This is a genomic window from Bacillus sp. B-jedd, assembly GCF_000821085.1.
Classification (GTDB): Bacteria; Bacillota; Bacilli; order Bacillales; family Cytobacillaceae; genus Bacillus_D.
In genome coordinates this window covers 1,558,405-1,573,286 of sequence record NZ_CCXR01000001.1, presented here as the reverse complement: position 1 = coordinate 1,573,286, position 14,882 = coordinate 1,558,405, and the positions used below count along the sequence as shown (strand labels likewise).

Annotated in this window: 13 protein-coding genes; 1 reads left to right on the top strand and 12 read right to left on the bottom strand. The window is 47.7% G+C overall.

Annotated elements, in window-relative coordinates; translation table 11 throughout:
- Window positions 1-57 precede the first annotated feature (57 nt).
- Both BN1002_RS07730 and BN1002_RS07725 read right to left on the bottom strand, forming a co-directional pair.
- The gene (locus BN1002_RS07730) at window positions 58-933 is read right to left on the bottom strand and encodes a YicC/YloC family endoribonuclease (protein WP_048824421.1); all 876 of its coding nucleotides are present in this window, start codon (window positions 931-933) and stop codon (window positions 58-60) included.
- A 97-nt stretch (window positions 934-1,030) separates the two neighbouring features.
- Window positions 1,031-3,712 (bottom strand): calcium-translocating P-type ATPase, SERCA-type, encoded by a 2,682-nt coding sequence (locus tag BN1002_RS07725; protein WP_048824420.1) that lies wholly within the window; start codon window positions 3,710-3,712, stop codon window positions 1,031-1,033.
- A gap of 175 nt (window positions 3,713-3,887) precedes the next feature.
- Here BN1002_RS07725 and BN1002_RS07720 point away from each other — a divergent pair, with 175 nt between their 5' ends.
- The gene (locus tag BN1002_RS07720) at window positions 3,888-5,609 is read left to right on the top strand and encodes an Rqc2 family fibronectin-binding protein (protein WP_048824419.1); all 1,722 of its coding nucleotides are present in this window, start codon (window positions 3,888-3,890) and stop codon (window positions 5,607-5,609) included.
- A 73-nt stretch (window positions 5,610-5,682) separates the two neighbouring features.
- Here the strand turns inward: BN1002_RS07720 and pyrE are convergent, their stop codons facing one another.
- From pyrE to lspA, 10 genes are all read right to left on the bottom strand, one after another.
- On the bottom strand, window positions 5,683-6,315 hold the full coding sequence (gene pyrE / locus BN1002_RS07715; protein ID WP_048824418.1) for an orotate phosphoribosyltransferase: 633 nt from the start codon (window positions 6,313-6,315) through the stop codon (window positions 5,683-5,685).
- On the bottom strand, window positions 6,312-7,031 hold the full coding sequence (gene pyrF / locus BN1002_RS07710) for an orotidine-5'-phosphate decarboxylase (RefSeq protein WP_048824417.1): 720 nt from the start codon (window positions 7,029-7,031) through the stop codon (window positions 6,312-6,314). Before pyrF ends, pyrE begins: the two co-directional genes overlap by 4 nt.
- Complete coding sequence (locus tag BN1002_RS07705) at window positions 7,000-7,941, bottom strand: dihydroorotate dehydrogenase (RefSeq protein WP_048824416.1); 942 nt, start codon at window positions 7,939-7,941, stop codon at window positions 7,000-7,002. The genes pyrF and BN1002_RS07705 overlap by 32 nt, the downstream gene beginning before the upstream one ends.
- Window positions 7,938-8,711: a dihydroorotate dehydrogenase electron transfer subunit gene (locus BN1002_RS07700; RefSeq protein WP_442853411.1), complete on the bottom strand. Its 774-nt coding sequence runs from the start codon at window positions 8,709-8,711 to the stop codon at window positions 7,938-7,940. The genes BN1002_RS07705 and BN1002_RS07700 overlap by 4 nt, the downstream gene beginning before the upstream one ends.
- 115 nt (window positions 8,712-8,826) lie before the next feature.
- The gene (locus BN1002_RS07695; protein WP_048824415.1) at window positions 8,827-10,122 is read right to left on the bottom strand and encodes a dihydroorotase; all 1,296 of its coding nucleotides are present in this window, start codon (window positions 10,120-10,122) and stop codon (window positions 8,827-8,829) included.
- Complete coding sequence (locus BN1002_RS07690; RefSeq protein WP_048827831.1) at window positions 10,085-11,011, bottom strand: aspartate carbamoyltransferase catalytic subunit; 927 nt, start codon at window positions 11,009-11,011, stop codon at window positions 10,085-10,087. Before BN1002_RS07690 ends, BN1002_RS07695 begins: the two co-directional genes overlap by 38 nt.
- A 171-nt stretch (window positions 11,012-11,182) precedes the next feature.
- Window positions 11,183-12,469: a solute carrier family 23 protein gene (locus BN1002_RS07685; RefSeq protein ID WP_048824414.1), complete on the bottom strand. Its 1,287-nt coding sequence runs from the start codon at window positions 12,467-12,469 to the stop codon at window positions 11,183-11,185.
- A gap of 263 nt (window positions 12,470-12,732) precedes the next feature.
- Entirely contained in the window at window positions 12,733-13,272 is a 540-nt protein-coding gene (gene pyrR, locus BN1002_RS07680) for a bifunctional pyr operon transcriptional regulator/uracil phosphoribosyltransferase PyrR (protein WP_048824413.1), read from the bottom strand.
- A 183-nt stretch (window positions 13,273-13,455) separates the two neighbouring features.
- A complete protein-coding gene (locus BN1002_RS07675; protein ID WP_048824412.1) occupies window positions 13,456-14,367 on the bottom strand; it encodes an RluA family pseudouridine synthase in 912 nt (303 codons plus the stop codon).
- Complete coding sequence (gene lspA, locus BN1002_RS07670; protein WP_269429790.1) at window positions 14,339-14,851, bottom strand: signal peptidase II; 513 nt, start codon at window positions 14,849-14,851, stop codon at window positions 14,339-14,341. The genes BN1002_RS07675 and lspA overlap by 29 nt, the downstream gene beginning before the upstream one ends.
- Window positions 14,852-14,882: the final 31 nt, after the last annotated feature.

Sequence of the window (14,882 nt, the reverse complement as noted above, 5' to 3'; positions counted from 1 at the left end):
AATTCTCCACTCGTCAAATAGTTAGTTTCGGCCGTCCGGCACTTTTCTAAACATCGCCTACTCAATGTTTTGAATTTGTTCTTTCAGCTTTTCAAGCAGGCTCTTCATATCAACAACCTTTTCAGAAATCCTGGCATCATTTGCTTTGGAACCGATCGTATTCACTTCCCTGTTCATTTCCTGTACGAGAAAGTCAAGTTTCCTTCCAATCGGTTCATCTTTTTCAATTATCGTCAAGAATTGGCCAATATGGCTTTTTAAACGTGCAAGCTCTTCATTTATATCCGCTTTGTCGGCAAAAATGGCCGCTTCCGATAAAATCCTCGCTTCATCCAGTTCCCCGCCAAGTAATTCCGCCATCCTTTTCGCAAGTTTTTCCCGATACGAGACGGCGACCGTGGGAGCATAGGCTTCCAGGCCAAAGGTGATTTCCTTCATTTTCCCCAGGTTTCCCACCAAATCCTTTTTGAGCTCGGCGCCTTCCGCGAGCCTCATTTCCTTCAGCATCATCCCCGCTTCATCCAAAGCTGCGAGAATCAGGGACTCGAACTCATCATAACCGCTTTCCTGCTCCTCAATATGTATAAAATCTTCTCGGCTTAGGATTTGTTTGAATGCATCGCCGGGATGGAATCCATATTTTGATCCAGCTTCAGAAACAAACTTGTAAAAGTCATCTATAAGGTTCCAGTCAATTTTCAGCTTTTTTGATTGCGGTCCGTCGCCTTCAATCGCGATATGTACTTCCGCACGCCCTCTCCTCATATGCCTTCCGAGGGTTTTCTTCATCTTCTCTTCCATTTTAACCAAATGGCGCGGCATACGGAAGCTAAACTCGGAAAATCGGTGGTTTACAGTCTTCACTTCGACATTTATGGAAAAGGTTTCGGCATCTTTTTTGCAGTGCCCAAAACCAGTCATGCTTACAACCATTTTCAGCACATCCTTCTTAATATACCGTCTAAGCGAATGAGTCCATAAAGAAAAGGCAATAGAGCCTTCTCTACTACCTTTGTGATTATATCATACCTCATTTTGTTTTTCTTGCCAAAAATGTGCCTGCCAATAAAAAAGTTGGAATGGCCGATAACCCGAGGATCAGCATCCAGTCCCTTGCTTTAATCGGTAGCGTATGGAAAACAGGCTGCAGAGGCGGATAATAGATAACAGCAACCATAAGCGCCGCAGAGGAAATTACTGCCCAGACAAGATATTTGTTGCCGAAAGGATTTCTGGAAAGAACAGAAATCTCACTCCTGCAATCGAAAACATGGATAAGCTGAGCCAGGACGAGCGTGGCAAATGCAACAGTCCGAGCATAATGCAGCTCTTCTGGATGCCGGTAATAAATGGCCATAAAAGCGGCAAGTGTCACAATTCCGATTAAAAATCCGCGAGAAACGACTTTCCAGCCCAGGCCCCTCGCAAAAACTCCTTCCCGCGGGCTGCGGGGTTTTCGTTTCATCACATTTTCCTCTGGCTTATCCAGCCCTAATGCCATCGCGGGAAGGCCGTCAGTCACAAGGTTTACCCATAAAATCTGGATTGGGACAAGCGGAAGAGGCAGGCCTAGAATCATCGCAAATAACATGACGAGGATTTCCCCCACATTTGACGCAAGCAAATAGCGGATAAATTTTCTGATATTCTCATATATATTCCGGCCTTCTTTAATTGCCGATTTAATTGTCGCGAAATTATCATCCAGAAGTACGAGCGCGGATGCCTCTTTAGCGACATCAGTCCCGGTAATCCCCATTGCGACACCAATATCTGCCGCTTTGATGGCAGGGGCATCATTGACTCCGTCACCCGTCATCGCAACAATATGCCCTCTGCTTTGCAGCGCCTGGACAATTTTTAATTTATGTTCAGGAGAAACACGGGCGAATACTGATACATCCTCAACGACTCCCTCCAATTCCTCCACAGAGAGGGCAGAGAGCTTGGTACCTTCCATTACTATGCTGTTCTTTTCAAGAATGCCAAGCTGCCTGGCGATCGCCTTCGCAGTAATGACATGGTCACCCGTGATCATCACTGTCTTGATTCCCGCTTCACGGCACTCTCTGACAGCTTGTTTCACTTCAGGACGAGGAGGATCGATCATACCCTGGATGCCAATGAAAATCAAATCTTTTTCGGCTTCTCTTTCTGAAAGAATCACCCTTCCTTGAGTGACTGGCTTATAGGCAACCGCAATCGTCCTCAGTGCCCTTCCGGCAAGCGTTTCTACTGCTTTCAGTGCGTCAGCCCTGGCTTCTCCCTTCATTGCCTGCACTTTCCCGTTGACAAGGATTGTGTTACTAACCCCCATCAGGACATCCGGGGCGCCTTTAGTGATAATAAACTGTTTGCCGTGTCTGTCCCTGACCGTGACGCTCATCATTTTTCTGGAAGAATCAAACGGGAATTCATTTAGTATTTCATATTCTTCAAGCAGCTTGCTCCTGTTGTATCCCGCTTTCATCGCGCTTACAAGGAGAGCCCCTTCGGTAGGATCCCCGTCAAGGGCTAATTCCCTGTCTTTTTGAACGAGCTCTGCATGGTTGCACAACATTCCGAACATAAGCATTTGCTGGAGCGCCTTTTCGTTTCTGAGATTGACGGGCTCCTGGCTACCAGAATAGAAGGTGCCTTTAGGCTGATACCCTGTTCCATCAACTGTCCATGTTTTTCCGCCACTCCATAAATGGGTAACAGTCATTTTGTTCTGTGTCATCGTTCCTGTTTTATCGGAACAAATGACCGATGCGCAGCCTAGCGTTTCAACCGCGGGCAGCTTTCTTACGATTGCATTGCTCCTGATCATTTTTTGGACTCCCAGTGACAAAGCGACTGTCACGATCGCAGGCAGGCCCTCGGGAATGGCGGCGACAGCGAGTGATACACCGGCAAGTACCATTTCATATAACCCATGCCCCTGAAGAAGCCCGATAATCACAACCAGAAACGTTAAAAGGAGGGCGACCGATATAAGAATTTTTCCGAGCTGGGCAAGCCTTCGCTGTAAAGGAGTTTCAGCGGATTCTGCAGATTGAAGCAAATCGGCAATCTGTCCCATCGCCGTTTTCATTCCCGTCGCAATGACCGTACCTGTTCCGCTTCCCCTTGTCACCATCGTACCCATGAATACGAGATTTTCCATGTCCCCAAGACCAGGGTTATCCGTTTCTAACACATCGATATGTTTTGAAACAGGGACTGACTCCCCGGTCAAAGCGGATTCTTCGATTTCCAGGCTGTTTGATTCGATTAATCGGATATCGGCACCGATTCTGTCTCCGCTCGAGAACCTCACTATATCGCCTGGAACAGCATCCCGGGATGGTATCTTTACCCATTCGCCATCCCTGAGCACTTGAATTTGTGGTGCGGAAAGCTCTTTCAAAGCCTGGAGCGACTTTTCAGCCTTTCTTTCCTGAAAAAAGCCAAGGCACCCGTTCAGGATAACAATCGCAATAATGGCAATGGCGTCAATATATTCCCCTAGCAAGCCCGACACAAGTGTGGCCGCGAGCAGTACGAGGACCATGAAATCTTTAAATTGGCTCAGGAACAAGAGCAATGCGGATTGCTTTTCACCTTCTTCCAACTCATTATAGCCATGGATGTTCACTCTCCTGGCCGATTCTTCCTTTGTTAATCCAGACGAAAAATCAGTATTCAGTGCCTCTTCTACTTGTTTTGCATTCATTTCGTGGTATTTCATCCGGCCATTTCACTTCCCCCTTTAACTAGCTTCAGAATTGCGTTATGAATCTGCAATCTTCGCTCTCACGTAAGCTTATTCAGACTCGTCCAAAAAAATGCTAAAATAGAGTGACCGGTTATTTTGCCGGATGAAACCATCATCTAGTTATCTGGAGAAAGAGAAGGTATTGATTATGTCATTTGATGGATTGTTTACGAGAATGATGGCCGGGGAGCTTGCGGAAACTCTTGCAGGCGGCCGGATCAATAAAGTGCAGCAGCCGTTTAAAAACGAGATTATCCTTGTCATCCGAGCAAATGGGAAAAATCATCGTCTCCTCCTGTCCGCGCACCCGAGCTATGCCCGTGTCCAGCTGACTGGGGAGCTCCACGAAAATCCAAGTGAAGCACCAATGTTCTGTATGCTGCTAAGGAAGCATATTGAGGGCTATATCCTTGAGGAGGTGCGTCAATCAGGGACTGACAGGATGATTATTTTTGAAATAAAAGGAAGAAATGAGATCGGCGATGTCAGCTATAAACAGTTGATTATCGAAATTATGGGTAAGCACAGCAACATAATCCTTGTCGATAAAAGCCGCGGGATTATTCTGGACAGCATCAAGCATGTTTCCTTTGCCGTCAATACGCATAGGGCAATCCTTCCAGGTCAGCCATATATCGCGCCTCCTGAACAGATTAAGCTAGATCCATTTTCATCAACGGAGGAAGATGTGCTCAGGGCGATCGACTTTAACAGCGGAAAGCTTGATAAACAGCTGGTTGATGCATTCTCAGGTGTTTCTCCCCTCTTTGCGAAAGAAGTTGTGTTCAGGAGCGGACTTGCCAACAGAGCTACATTGCCAAAAGCATTTTTAACCCTTATTGAGGAATTGCGCCAGAAAAGAGTGGAGCCTGCCCTAACCTCTACTGGCAGCAAGGAAGCATTTTACCTGTTCCCCCTTCTCCATTTGAAAGGAGAGTCGAAAACCTTTGGCTCCCTCAGCGAGATGCTTGACCGTTTTTATTTTGGCAAGGCTGAACGGGACCGTGTCAAACAGCAGGCAGGAGATCTGGATCGGTTCATTGCCAATGAGAAGGAAAAAAATGAAAAGAAGATAGAAAAGCTGAAGAAAACCCTAAAGGATGCGGAAAAGGCTGATGAGTACCAGAAATACGGGGAGCTCCTTACCGCAAACATGCATGCGGCAAAAAAAGGCATGAAGGAAATCGAAGTCCTTGATTATTATGATGAAAATGGCGGGACTGTAGCCATACAGCTTGACCCGCTGAAAACGCCGTCTGAAAATGCCCAAAAGTATTTTTCAAAATACCAGAAAGCTAAAAATGCGGTGCTCGCTGTCCTCGGCCAGATTGAAAAAGCCGAAAAGGAAGTTGCCTATTTTGACAGCCTGCTCCAGCAGCTTGACTCAGCTTCCCCAAGGGACATTGAAGAGATCAGGGAGGAGCTTGCCGAAGGAGGGTACATAAGACAGCGGACAAGAAAAAATGCGAAGAAACAGCAAAACCAAAAACCAGTTCCAGAATCATATACAGCTTCCGATGGGACGGAAATCCTGGTCGGAAAAAATAACAAGCAAAATGATTATTTGACAACAAAACTGGCCGGCAGGGATGAAATCTGGCTCCATACGAAGGATATTCCCGGGTCACATGTTGTCATCCGAAGCAAAGGCCCTTCTGAGGAAACGATCATGGAAGCGGCCTTACTGGCAGCCTATTTTTCCAAGGCACGCAGTTCAAGCTCGGTACCGGTTGATTTCACACGGGCAAGACATGTAAAAAAACCAAATGGCTCAAAGCCAGGATTCGTTATTTATGACAATCAAAAAACCGTTTATGTCACCCCGGAAGAAGATAGGGTTATTTCACTAAAGCAAAATAAGCAGGATTAACGCACTTCTATGGTGATGAAAAAATTCTTTATAGACAAAGCAATGCCCGGCCTTTATAGGCCGGGCATTTGTTTTATGATTTTGTTTGTCCCCACTCACTCGGATTCTTGTACCATTCCAAAATGTTTGCAAGTTCATCCTGTTTAATATATTCCTGTTCAGCCGCAACCTGGGCAAGTTCAGGAAAACCAGTGATTGTCCGGGTTTCAAGGCCTGCTTCTTCAAGCAGTATCTTCCCCTTCTCAAGTCCGTACGTAAAAATGGCGACAACGCCAAGGACTTCTGCTCCGGCTTCTTTGAGTGCTTCCGCAGCTGTAATGACACTTCCCCCTGTCGAAATGAGGTCCTCGACAATGACCACCTTCTGCCCTTTGCTTATCTTGCCTTCGATTTGATTTCCTTTTCCGTGCCCTTTCGCGCTGCTGCGCACATAACACATTGGCAATTCAAGGTTATCACTTATCCACGCAGCGTGTGGAATTCCGGCAGTTGCTGTCCCGGCAATGACTTCAACTCCGGGAAAATAGTTATTTATTAGCTCTGTAAGTTCCCGGGCAATTGCTTTCCTGATTGCGGGAAACGACAGTGTCAGCCGATTATCGCAGTATATGGGGGATTTCATGCCCGATGTCCAGGTGAAAGGCTCGTTCGGCCTTAACGTAACCGCATTGATTTCTAATAGATGTCCGGCGATTTGCTTACTCATTTTACTTCCCCTTCCCATGCTTTCAGCCAGTCGGCATATGCGTCAACTGGATTTGCCGCCCTGATGATGGGGCGTCCGACAACGATAGCGTAAATTCCAAGCTGACGCGCCATTTCCGGGGTGGCAACCCTTTTCTGATCCTGGCGGTCATCCATTCCCATCCGGATTCCGGGAGTGACGGTCAAAAATTCACTGCCAAGCCTCTCCATGATCCCGCCGGCTTCCAGGGCAGAGCACACCACTCCATCGAGCCCTGATTGTTTAGCAAGAGCAGCATAATGATAAACAGATTGTTCCAGGCTTACGGGAATGAGCTGTTCAGCTTGCATATTCGCCTCTTCGGTGCTCGTAAGCTGTGTGACCGCCACACACTGCGGCCGCCTTTGGCCAGATGGTGTACCGGCTTCTAGACCTTCCATTGCCGCTTCCATCATCGCTCTACCTCCAGCAGCATGGACCGTGACCAAATCGCAGCCAAGGCTCGCGAGCGATCTCATCGCACTCATGACTGTATTCGGGATATCATGCAGCTTCAAATCAAGGAATACGCGGTGCCCCAGTTCCTTTAACCGATAAACGGTGTTCGGTCCTTCTTTATAAAATAGTTCCATTCCTGCTTTAACAAACAGATTTTGCCCTGCAAAAGGTTCAATGAACTTTTCTACTTCGTCCATTCCCTTAAAATCAAGCGCGATGATAAGCGGGTTGTCCTGCATTGTTCCAGCTCCTTCCTTTGCATTCAAGAATATGTTCATAACCAAGTTGTTTTAAAAGGACGGGCAGTTCTTCAATAATTTGTGGGCAGGTGAACGGATCAGTGAAGTTAGCCGTCCCAACCGCCACAGCGCTGGCCCCTGCATAAAAAAATTCGATGACATCGGCCGCGGACTGAACCCCGCCCATTCCGATAATCGGCAGATTTGTCCTCTGACTGACCTCATATACCATCCTAAGCGCAACCGGTTTGACAGCAGGTCCCGAGAGGCCGCCGGTACGATTGGCCAGCACAGGTTTTCCTGTTTTCAAATCGATCCTCATACCAAGCAGAGTGTTAATCATCGTCAGGCCATCCGCACCGCCAGCTTCTGCCGCAAGCGCAATCTCGACAATATTAGTTACGTTAGGGGAAAGCTTAACGTAAACAGGAACTTCAGAAACTTCCTTCACCTTTCTGGTAAGTCCTCTTAATGTCGATGGGTCTGTGCCAAAGGCGATTCCGCCTTCTTTTACATTCGGGCATGACACGTTCAATTCTAGAGCGGCCACATTTTTTGCCCTGGAAATATTTTTTGCCACCTCTATATATTCTTCTTCTGTTGAACCGGCAACATTCGCGATAATTGGCAAATGAAACTGTTCGAGCCACGGAAGTTCTTTCGCCATAATTTCCTCATATCCGGGGTTTTGGAGGCCGATTGCATTTAGCATTCCAGATGGGGTTTCAGCAACCCTCGGTGTAGGATTGCCATAACGAGGCCCGCCGGTCGCAGCCTTTATCATGATCGCTCCCAAAACATCCAAATCAAACAGCTGGCTGAATTCACGGCCGAAACCGAAACAGCCGGATGCAGGCATGATTGGATTTTTCAGATTCAACCCAGGAAGCTCAATGTTCAACATGCTCATAATACTACCTCCCCTGCCCGGAACACCGGACCGTCACTGCAAATCTTCCTGTATGTGCGGCCGCTGGCATCTTCGTTTGCCTGGCAAACACAAGCGAAGCAGGCGCCAATTCCGCATCCCATCCGTTCTTCCAGTGACAGAAACGCTTTTTTATGAGGAAATCCCAGTTCCAGTGCCTTCAGCATCGGGACTGGGCCGCACGCAAAAAGGGCATCGAAATCGAGCTGCTCATTCTGAATGATGTTCGTGACAAAACCTTTTTCTCCATAAGTGCCGTCCACCGTTGCGACATAAGTCGTTCCTAATTTGGAAAACTCCTTCTCATAGAATACAACGGATGCAGTCTGAAATCCAAGGACATGGATGACATTAACACTGCGGAGGGTTAGCTGGCGGGATAGTTCATATAGAGGAGGAACACCAATACCGCCACCTACCAGGAGCGCTGTGCTGCCTGGAGCAGCCTCAGAAACCGGAAATCCGTTGCCAAGCGGGCCAAGGATATCCACCTCGGTCCCTTGCAGCGCCTCCGAGAGCAGTGAGGTTCCTTGGCCGGCAGCGCGATATATCATCGTAAACCTGCGCTCTTCCCTGTGGATTGAAGAAATGCTGATCGGGCGCCTTAAAAGCGGTCCGGCCGGCCCGCCGGTTTTTATATGGACAAATTGGCCCGGCTCGGCCCTTAGTGCGATATCTCCTTCAACAGTTAGCTTAAAAATGGAGTCGGCTATTTCACTTTGTTCTATGATTTTACACTGCTCTTTTGCGATCATCGTTACACGCCCTTCCCAAATCATGGGGATGGCATTCCTGCCATCCCCGCTCGTATCCCCCCGCGCAACGCCGGGATCCTTTATAACTGAGTTGTATCGCCCCGCATACAAGTTAATTCACTGAAGATGGCGTACGTTCGGACTCCCAAACGATGTTCCCTCCAGCAATCGTGACGACAGGCCAACCCTTGCACTTCCAGCCGCCAAAAGGTGTGTTCTTCCCTTTTGATAAAAACTCTTCAGGTTTGATTTCCTTTTCTTCCTTTAGATCAAGCAAAACGATATCAGCCGGTGCCCCTGCTTCCAATTTCCCGAATGGCAGGCCAAAGGCAAGCGCAGGTTTGGTCGTCAAATACTCAATCAGTTCATATAAGGTGAAGATCCCTTTTTCCACCATGTTGGTATATAAAAGCGGAAATGCTGTTTCCAGGCCAGTTATACCGAATGGCGCAAGTTGCATACCCTCTGATTTTTCTTCTTTAGTATGCGGTGCATGGTCAGTGGCAATAAAATCGATTGTACCGTCCAGGAGGCCTTCAATCAACGCCAATTGGTCTTCCTTGGAACGGAGGGGCGGATTCATTTTATAATTGGCATCCAGGTTAGGTATATCGTCTTCCGACATCAGCAAGTGGTGCGGAGTCACTTCAGCGGTTACTTTAATCCCCGCCCTCTTCGCATCGCGTACAGTACGGACTGATTCCTTTGTACTGATATGGCAAACGTGGTAATGGCAGCCAGCAGCCTCTGCAAGCAACACATCCCTTGAAATATGTACACTTTCACATACAGAAGGAATTCCTGGCAGGTTATATTTTTTTGAAAACGCACCTTCATGGACACAGCCTTTGTTGATTAACGAATCTTCTTCGCAATGGGCAACGATTGCCATATCAAGCGCGGCAGCCTGCTTCATTGCCTCGAGCATCATTGCCGCCGTCTGGACGCCGACCCCGTCATCTGTAAACGCAAAAGCGCCGCTTTCCTTCAATTCCTTGAAATTTGTTAGCTCCCTGCCTAGTTCCCGGACTGTAATCGACGCGTAAGGCAACACCCTGACAGCGGTGGTTTTGGCGATCCGGTCCTGAAGCCAGTCAAGCTGTTCCTTTGAATCCGGCACAGGCCTTGTATTCGGCATCGCCGCGACAGTTGTAAAACCACCCTTTGCCGCAGCAAGTGTTCCTGTTTCAATTGTCTCTTTCTTTTCTCCGCCAGGCTCGCGGAGGTGGACGTGAAGATCGATGAAACCGGGAGCGGCCAAGTATCCCGCTCCATCAATTATCTGGTCAGCTTCCACATTAAGGTCCCGGCAGATTTTCGCGATCTTTCCGTTTTCTATTAAAATATCAGTTTGATTAAATTCAGCAGATTTATCGTGCAACTGCACGTTTTTCAGCAAAAGCTTCATGGTATTTACCTCCTGTTTTTTGCGACAAAGACCTTTTTAGGACAGCCATCCGGACATAAACGCCATTTTCCATCTGTTTAAAAATTCTCGAACGAGGCGATTCCACCAGGCTGGAGGCGATTTCGACATCCCTGTTGACAGGTGCCGGATGCATAATAATGCTGCCAGGTTTCATTAGCCTTTCCCTTTCAAGGGTAAGTCCGTACTCGCGATGGTAATCTTCTTTCGATACTCCCGAATGCCTCTCATGCCGCTCATGCTGGATCCTGAGAAGCATAACGACATCCGCGGTTCTGACTGCACTATCAATCGATTCATAAGTAATATTCTCGTCGAACCACTCCGGAGGGCCGGAGAAAACAACTTCCGCGCCAAGTTTTTTCAATGCGACGGCATTGGAATGGGCAACCCTGCTATGCCTGATGTCTCCAACAATCGCAACCTTCAAGCCTGCGAACCTGCCAAACTCCTGCTTGATTGTCATAAGATCCAAGAGCGATTGGGTCGGGTGGTGGCCGCAGCCATCCCCTGCATTCAGGATTGGAATCCTGCAGCCTTCAAGGAGTTCTTCGTAGTATTGGTCGGCAGGATGGCGGATGATAGCCGCATCTACCCCGATCGATTCCAATGTGCGGACCGTGTCATAAAGCGTTTCGCCTTTTAGCGCGCTAGATGCGCTCGCCTCGAACTGGATGACTTCAAGGCCAAGTTTTCTTTGTGCAACTTCGAAGCTGCACTTCGTCCTTGTGCTTGGTTCAAAGAAAAGATTCGAAACAAATGCCTGCCTTTGCGGAGTCCAGATTGCCCCTTTTGAAAACCCTTCTGCTTCATCAATCAGTGTGTGGATTTCTTCCGGCTGCAAGTCAGCCATTGTTAGTAAATGCTTGATCATTTGTCCATTCCTCCCCAGATTTTTTGCTTTAGGGCGAAAGAAAACGCCCTTGGCGGTAGCCTGGGCGCATGATTTCCCCAGCCGCCGGAAATCCGGCAGACGGGCGTGCACCCTTACCGGACTCACAGGACCGGTTTAAAAGGTGGTACCTTATGCAGTTTGATTGTCCTATGAAGCGTCGAACATGTCTTCCTTTACCTGTTCCCTGCCAGGCAGGATCAGGTTCAGCAATACCCCAAGGATTGCCGCGAGCGCCATGCCTTGGATTTGGAAGCCGCTCGTTATCTTGATGAATGCCCCTCCGATGCCGACTACGAGGATGACCGATGAAACGATCAGATTTCTGCTGTTGCCAAAATCGATTTTGTTGTCAACAAGCATCCTTAGGCCGGAAGAAGCGATGATACCGAATAACAGGATGGAGACGCCGCCCATGACGGCTGTCGGAATCGAGTGGATCAGCGCTGTAATCGTTCCGCTGAATCCGAAAATAATGGCTGCTACAGCCGCGCCAGCGATGACATACACGCTATACACCCTTGTAATCGCAAGGACTCCAATGTTTTCACCATAGGTGGTTTTCGGCGGTCCGCCAATCAGGGCGGAAATCATCGTAGCCGTACCGTCACCCAAAATGGAGCGGTGAAGGCCGGGCTGTTTAATGTAATCGCGGCCGACTACCTTGCTGAGAACAAGCTGGTGGCCGATATGCTCTGAAATTGTCACAATCGCGACAGGAACCATCAAAAGGGCTAGGTCCAGCGTAATTTTTATTTTATAATCCACAAATGGGATGATGAAATCAGGCATTACGAAAAGTTTCGCATCTATTACCGGTTTAAAATCAACCAGCCCCACTGCCAGGGAATACACATAACCGACGACGATGCCCGCTAAAATCGGTATGATGCTTAACGTCCCTTTTCCATAAATGGAGAAGACGATAGTCGCAATGAGTGTAATCAAGGCCGCGGAGAAGTGAAGCATGCTGTAATTCTCGGGGCCATTCATCGTATTCATTGCCATCCCGACTGCGGTCCCTGCCATGGAAAGTCCGATAACCATGATGACAGGTCCGACAACAATTGGTGGCAGCAGGTTCATAATCCAGCGATGGCCGGCCTTTTTAATAATGAGGGCGACAATGCCATACACAAGACCAGCCATGAAGCTCCCAATCATTGCCCCGCCAGGGCCGCCGACAGCTTTTGCACCAATGATCGGAACGATGAAAGCGAAGGAAGAACCAAGGTAGGCAGGGACTTGCCATTTTGTAATCATTAGGAAAGCCAGTGTACCTAGCCCGCTCGAGATAAGGGCGATCGCCGGACTTAAATCGACTAGGTAGGGAACGAGTATGGTTGCGCCGAACATGGCGAATAAGTGCTGTAAGCTTAAAGTAATTAATTGCCCCAAGCTTGGTTTTTCATTTACATCAAGAATCGGTCTATTCATTATTTCTCCTCCGTGCACTCTATGTTTTCTCGTTTTTCCGGCATTTCCGATAAGTTTGGCTGCTATTATTCCGCAACCCATTCCCTTTTATGGTTGCCAATGGCCATAAAAAAACTCCTTGCGTCAGCTGCAAGGAGGAAAAAATGCATAAGGGCGCTTTTATCTTCCCTGAAGGCCCGTTCTGGCCAATCTTGGAAGTGTCCCGGCATTCCCCCCTTTGCAGACTCACTGGACTGCGCTTAAAAGGGATTTTAATTTATGGTTTACTCATAAATGCTTACCTGATCGGATCCATCTTTTTCTGCAAGTTCCACGACAATCCTTTCAGAGCTTGATGTCGGGATGTTTTTGCCGACATAATCGGCCCTTATCGGCAATTCGCGATGGCCGCGGTCGACCAATACAGCCAATTGGATTTGTGCTGGACGCCCGAGATCCATGATGGCATCCATTCCGGCTCTCACAGTCCTTCCAGTGTAGAGTACATCGTCTACAAGGATGACTTTTTTGTCCTTTACTCCGCCGGGGATATCAGATCCTTTCACATGGGGTTCCTCGTCCTCGGTCACCTTTGTCAGATCATCCCGGTAAAGGGTGATATCAAGCTCGCCTGTGGCGATTGGCGTTCCTTCAATCTGCATGATCCTTTCGGCAAGCCGTTCCGCGATATATATTCCCCTTGTCCTTATGCCGACAATGACACAATCCTCAATGCCTTTGTTTTTCTCAATAATCTGGTGGGCAATCCTCGTGAGCGCCCTCCTGATTGCCTGTTCATCCAGGACAATTGCCTTTTGGCCCATCTTCAACCCTACCTTCTTGTAAAGAAGTGCATGAAAAAACCTCCCGCAGCTCGTGCGGGAGGTTGGAAAACCGTGCATTGCGCCCTATTTGGGGCTACATTATCCGTTTCCTTCCCAGCCTCACTGGACTGCTTTTAAAGGGCTTATAAACTATAGCTATCGTACTTGAATGGAGCGGCGATGTCAATTATTTATGCGTAAATCTTCAAGTAATTTGTCGAAATATGCTGGCAGCGGAGCCTCAAACTCGAGATACTCACCGGTCCGCGGATGTTTGAAGCCTAAAACTCCAGCATGAAGCGCCTGCCCTCCCAAATCGAGTGTTTTTTTAGGGCCATATTTGGGATCACCAGCGAGAGGATAACCGATATATTTCATATGAACCCTTATCTGGTGGGTCCTGCCTGTTTCAAGCTGGCATTCAATAAAAGTAAAATCGCCAAACCGCTCGATGACTTCGAAATGAGTGACGGCATGCTTGCCGTTATCGACTACCGTCATACTCTGCCTGTCTTTAGGATCCCGTCCCAACGGGGCATCCACAGTACCGTAGTCATGGGGGATATTCCCATGGACTATCGCTTTGTATTTCCTTTTCACTGATTTTTCAACCAGCTGATTCACAAGGCTTTCATGGGCCATATCATTTTTTGCAACCATCAATAGCCCTGACGTATCTTTATCAATCCGATGGACAATCCCTGGCCTTAAGACACCATTAATTCCTGACAGGTCTTTGCAATGGTACATCAGCCCATTCACAAGTGTCCCTGTTAAATGCCCTGGCGCTGGATGGACTACCAACCCTTTCGGCTTGTTAACGACTAGGACGTCGGCATCTTCATAATAAATATCAAGTTCCATTTGTTCCGGAATGGCATCAAGCTCTTCCGGCTCAGGTACCGTTATTTCAATTACATCATTCTCAGCGCATTTATAGTTTGTTTTTACCGGTTTTCCATTCACGAGAACATTTCCGTCCTTTATCCATTGCTGGACTTGGGTTCGGGACCATTCCTCATTTAAAGTTGATACTGCTTTGTCGATTCTGTCACCCTTTTGGTTTTCAAGGATGGTGTGTACCATTTTTTCCATATGATTTCTCCTTTTTTCCTTCCCGCTCTTCCTTTAGCATTTGGATCATTAAGAGAAATACACCAATGACCAGGGCGGAGTCCGCTATGTTGAATACTGGGAAATTGTAACTGAAAATATACGTGTGGATGAAATCAACCACTTCCTGCCTGTAAACCCGGTCAATAAAATTGCCGATGGCCCCGCCCAGCATAAAACCGAGCGATACCCCTAACAGAGCATTTCCGCGCGCCGCTTTCCGGATGTAGTAGACTATTCCGATGATGACAATAATTGTTATCACATAAAACAGCCACATTTGCCCTTGAAGGATTCCCCAGGCCGCGCCGCGGTTACGATGCGAGGTAATATAGAGGAAATCTTCGATAACCGGAATGCTATCGCCTATATTCATATTCTTAACAATCAGCCACTTGGTAAATTGGTCGAGAATAATAATGAATGCCGCAATAATATAGTAAAACACTAAGTGAACCCTCCACATCCTGTCGATGACTTCTTTTGCATTTTAGCAT

What these genes read in the sequence shown, in the direction of transcription:
- BN1002_RS07730 (WP_048824421.1), bottom strand. Translation starts at nt 933, where the DNA reads ATGGTTGTAAGCATGACTGGTTTTGGGCACTGCAAAAAAGATGCCGAA.
- BN1002_RS07725 (WP_048824420.1), bottom strand. Translation starts at nt 3,712, where the DNA reads ATGAAATACCACGAAATGAATGCAAAACAAGTAGAAGAGGCACTGAAT.
- BN1002_RS07720 (WP_048824419.1), top strand. Translation starts at nt 3,888, where the DNA reads ATGTCATTTGATGGATTGTTTACGAGAATGATGGCCGGGGAGCTTGCG.
- pyrE (WP_048824418.1), bottom strand. Translation starts at nt 6,315, where the DNA reads ATGAGTAAGCAAATCGCCGGACATCTATTAGAAATCAATGCGGTTACG.
- pyrF (WP_048824417.1), bottom strand. Translation starts at nt 7,031, where the DNA reads ATGCAGGACAACCCGCTTATCATCGCGCTTGATTTTAAGGGAATGGAC.
- BN1002_RS07705 (WP_048824416.1), bottom strand. Translation starts at nt 7,941, where the DNA reads ATGAGCATGTTGAACATTGAGCTTCCTGGGTTGAATCTGAAAAATCCA.
- BN1002_RS07695 (WP_048824415.1), bottom strand. Translation starts at nt 10,122, where the DNA reads ATGAAGCTTTTGCTGAAAAACGTGCAGTTGCACGATAAATCTGCTGAA.
- BN1002_RS07685 (WP_048824414.1), bottom strand. Translation starts at nt 12,469, where the DNA reads ATGAATAGACCGATTCTTGATGTAAATGAAAAACCAAGCTTGGGGCAA.
- pyrR (WP_048824413.1), bottom strand. Translation starts at nt 13,272, where the DNA reads ATGGGCCAAAAGGCAATTGTCCTGGATGAACAGGCAATCAGGAGGGCG.
- BN1002_RS07675 (WP_048824412.1), bottom strand. Translation starts at nt 14,367, where the DNA reads ATGGAAAAAATGGTACACACCATCCTTGAAAACCAAAAGGGTGACAGA.
- lspA (WP_269429790.1), bottom strand. Translation starts at nt 14,851, where the DNA reads ATGTGGAGGGTTCACTTAGTGTTTTACTATATTATTGCGGCATTCATT.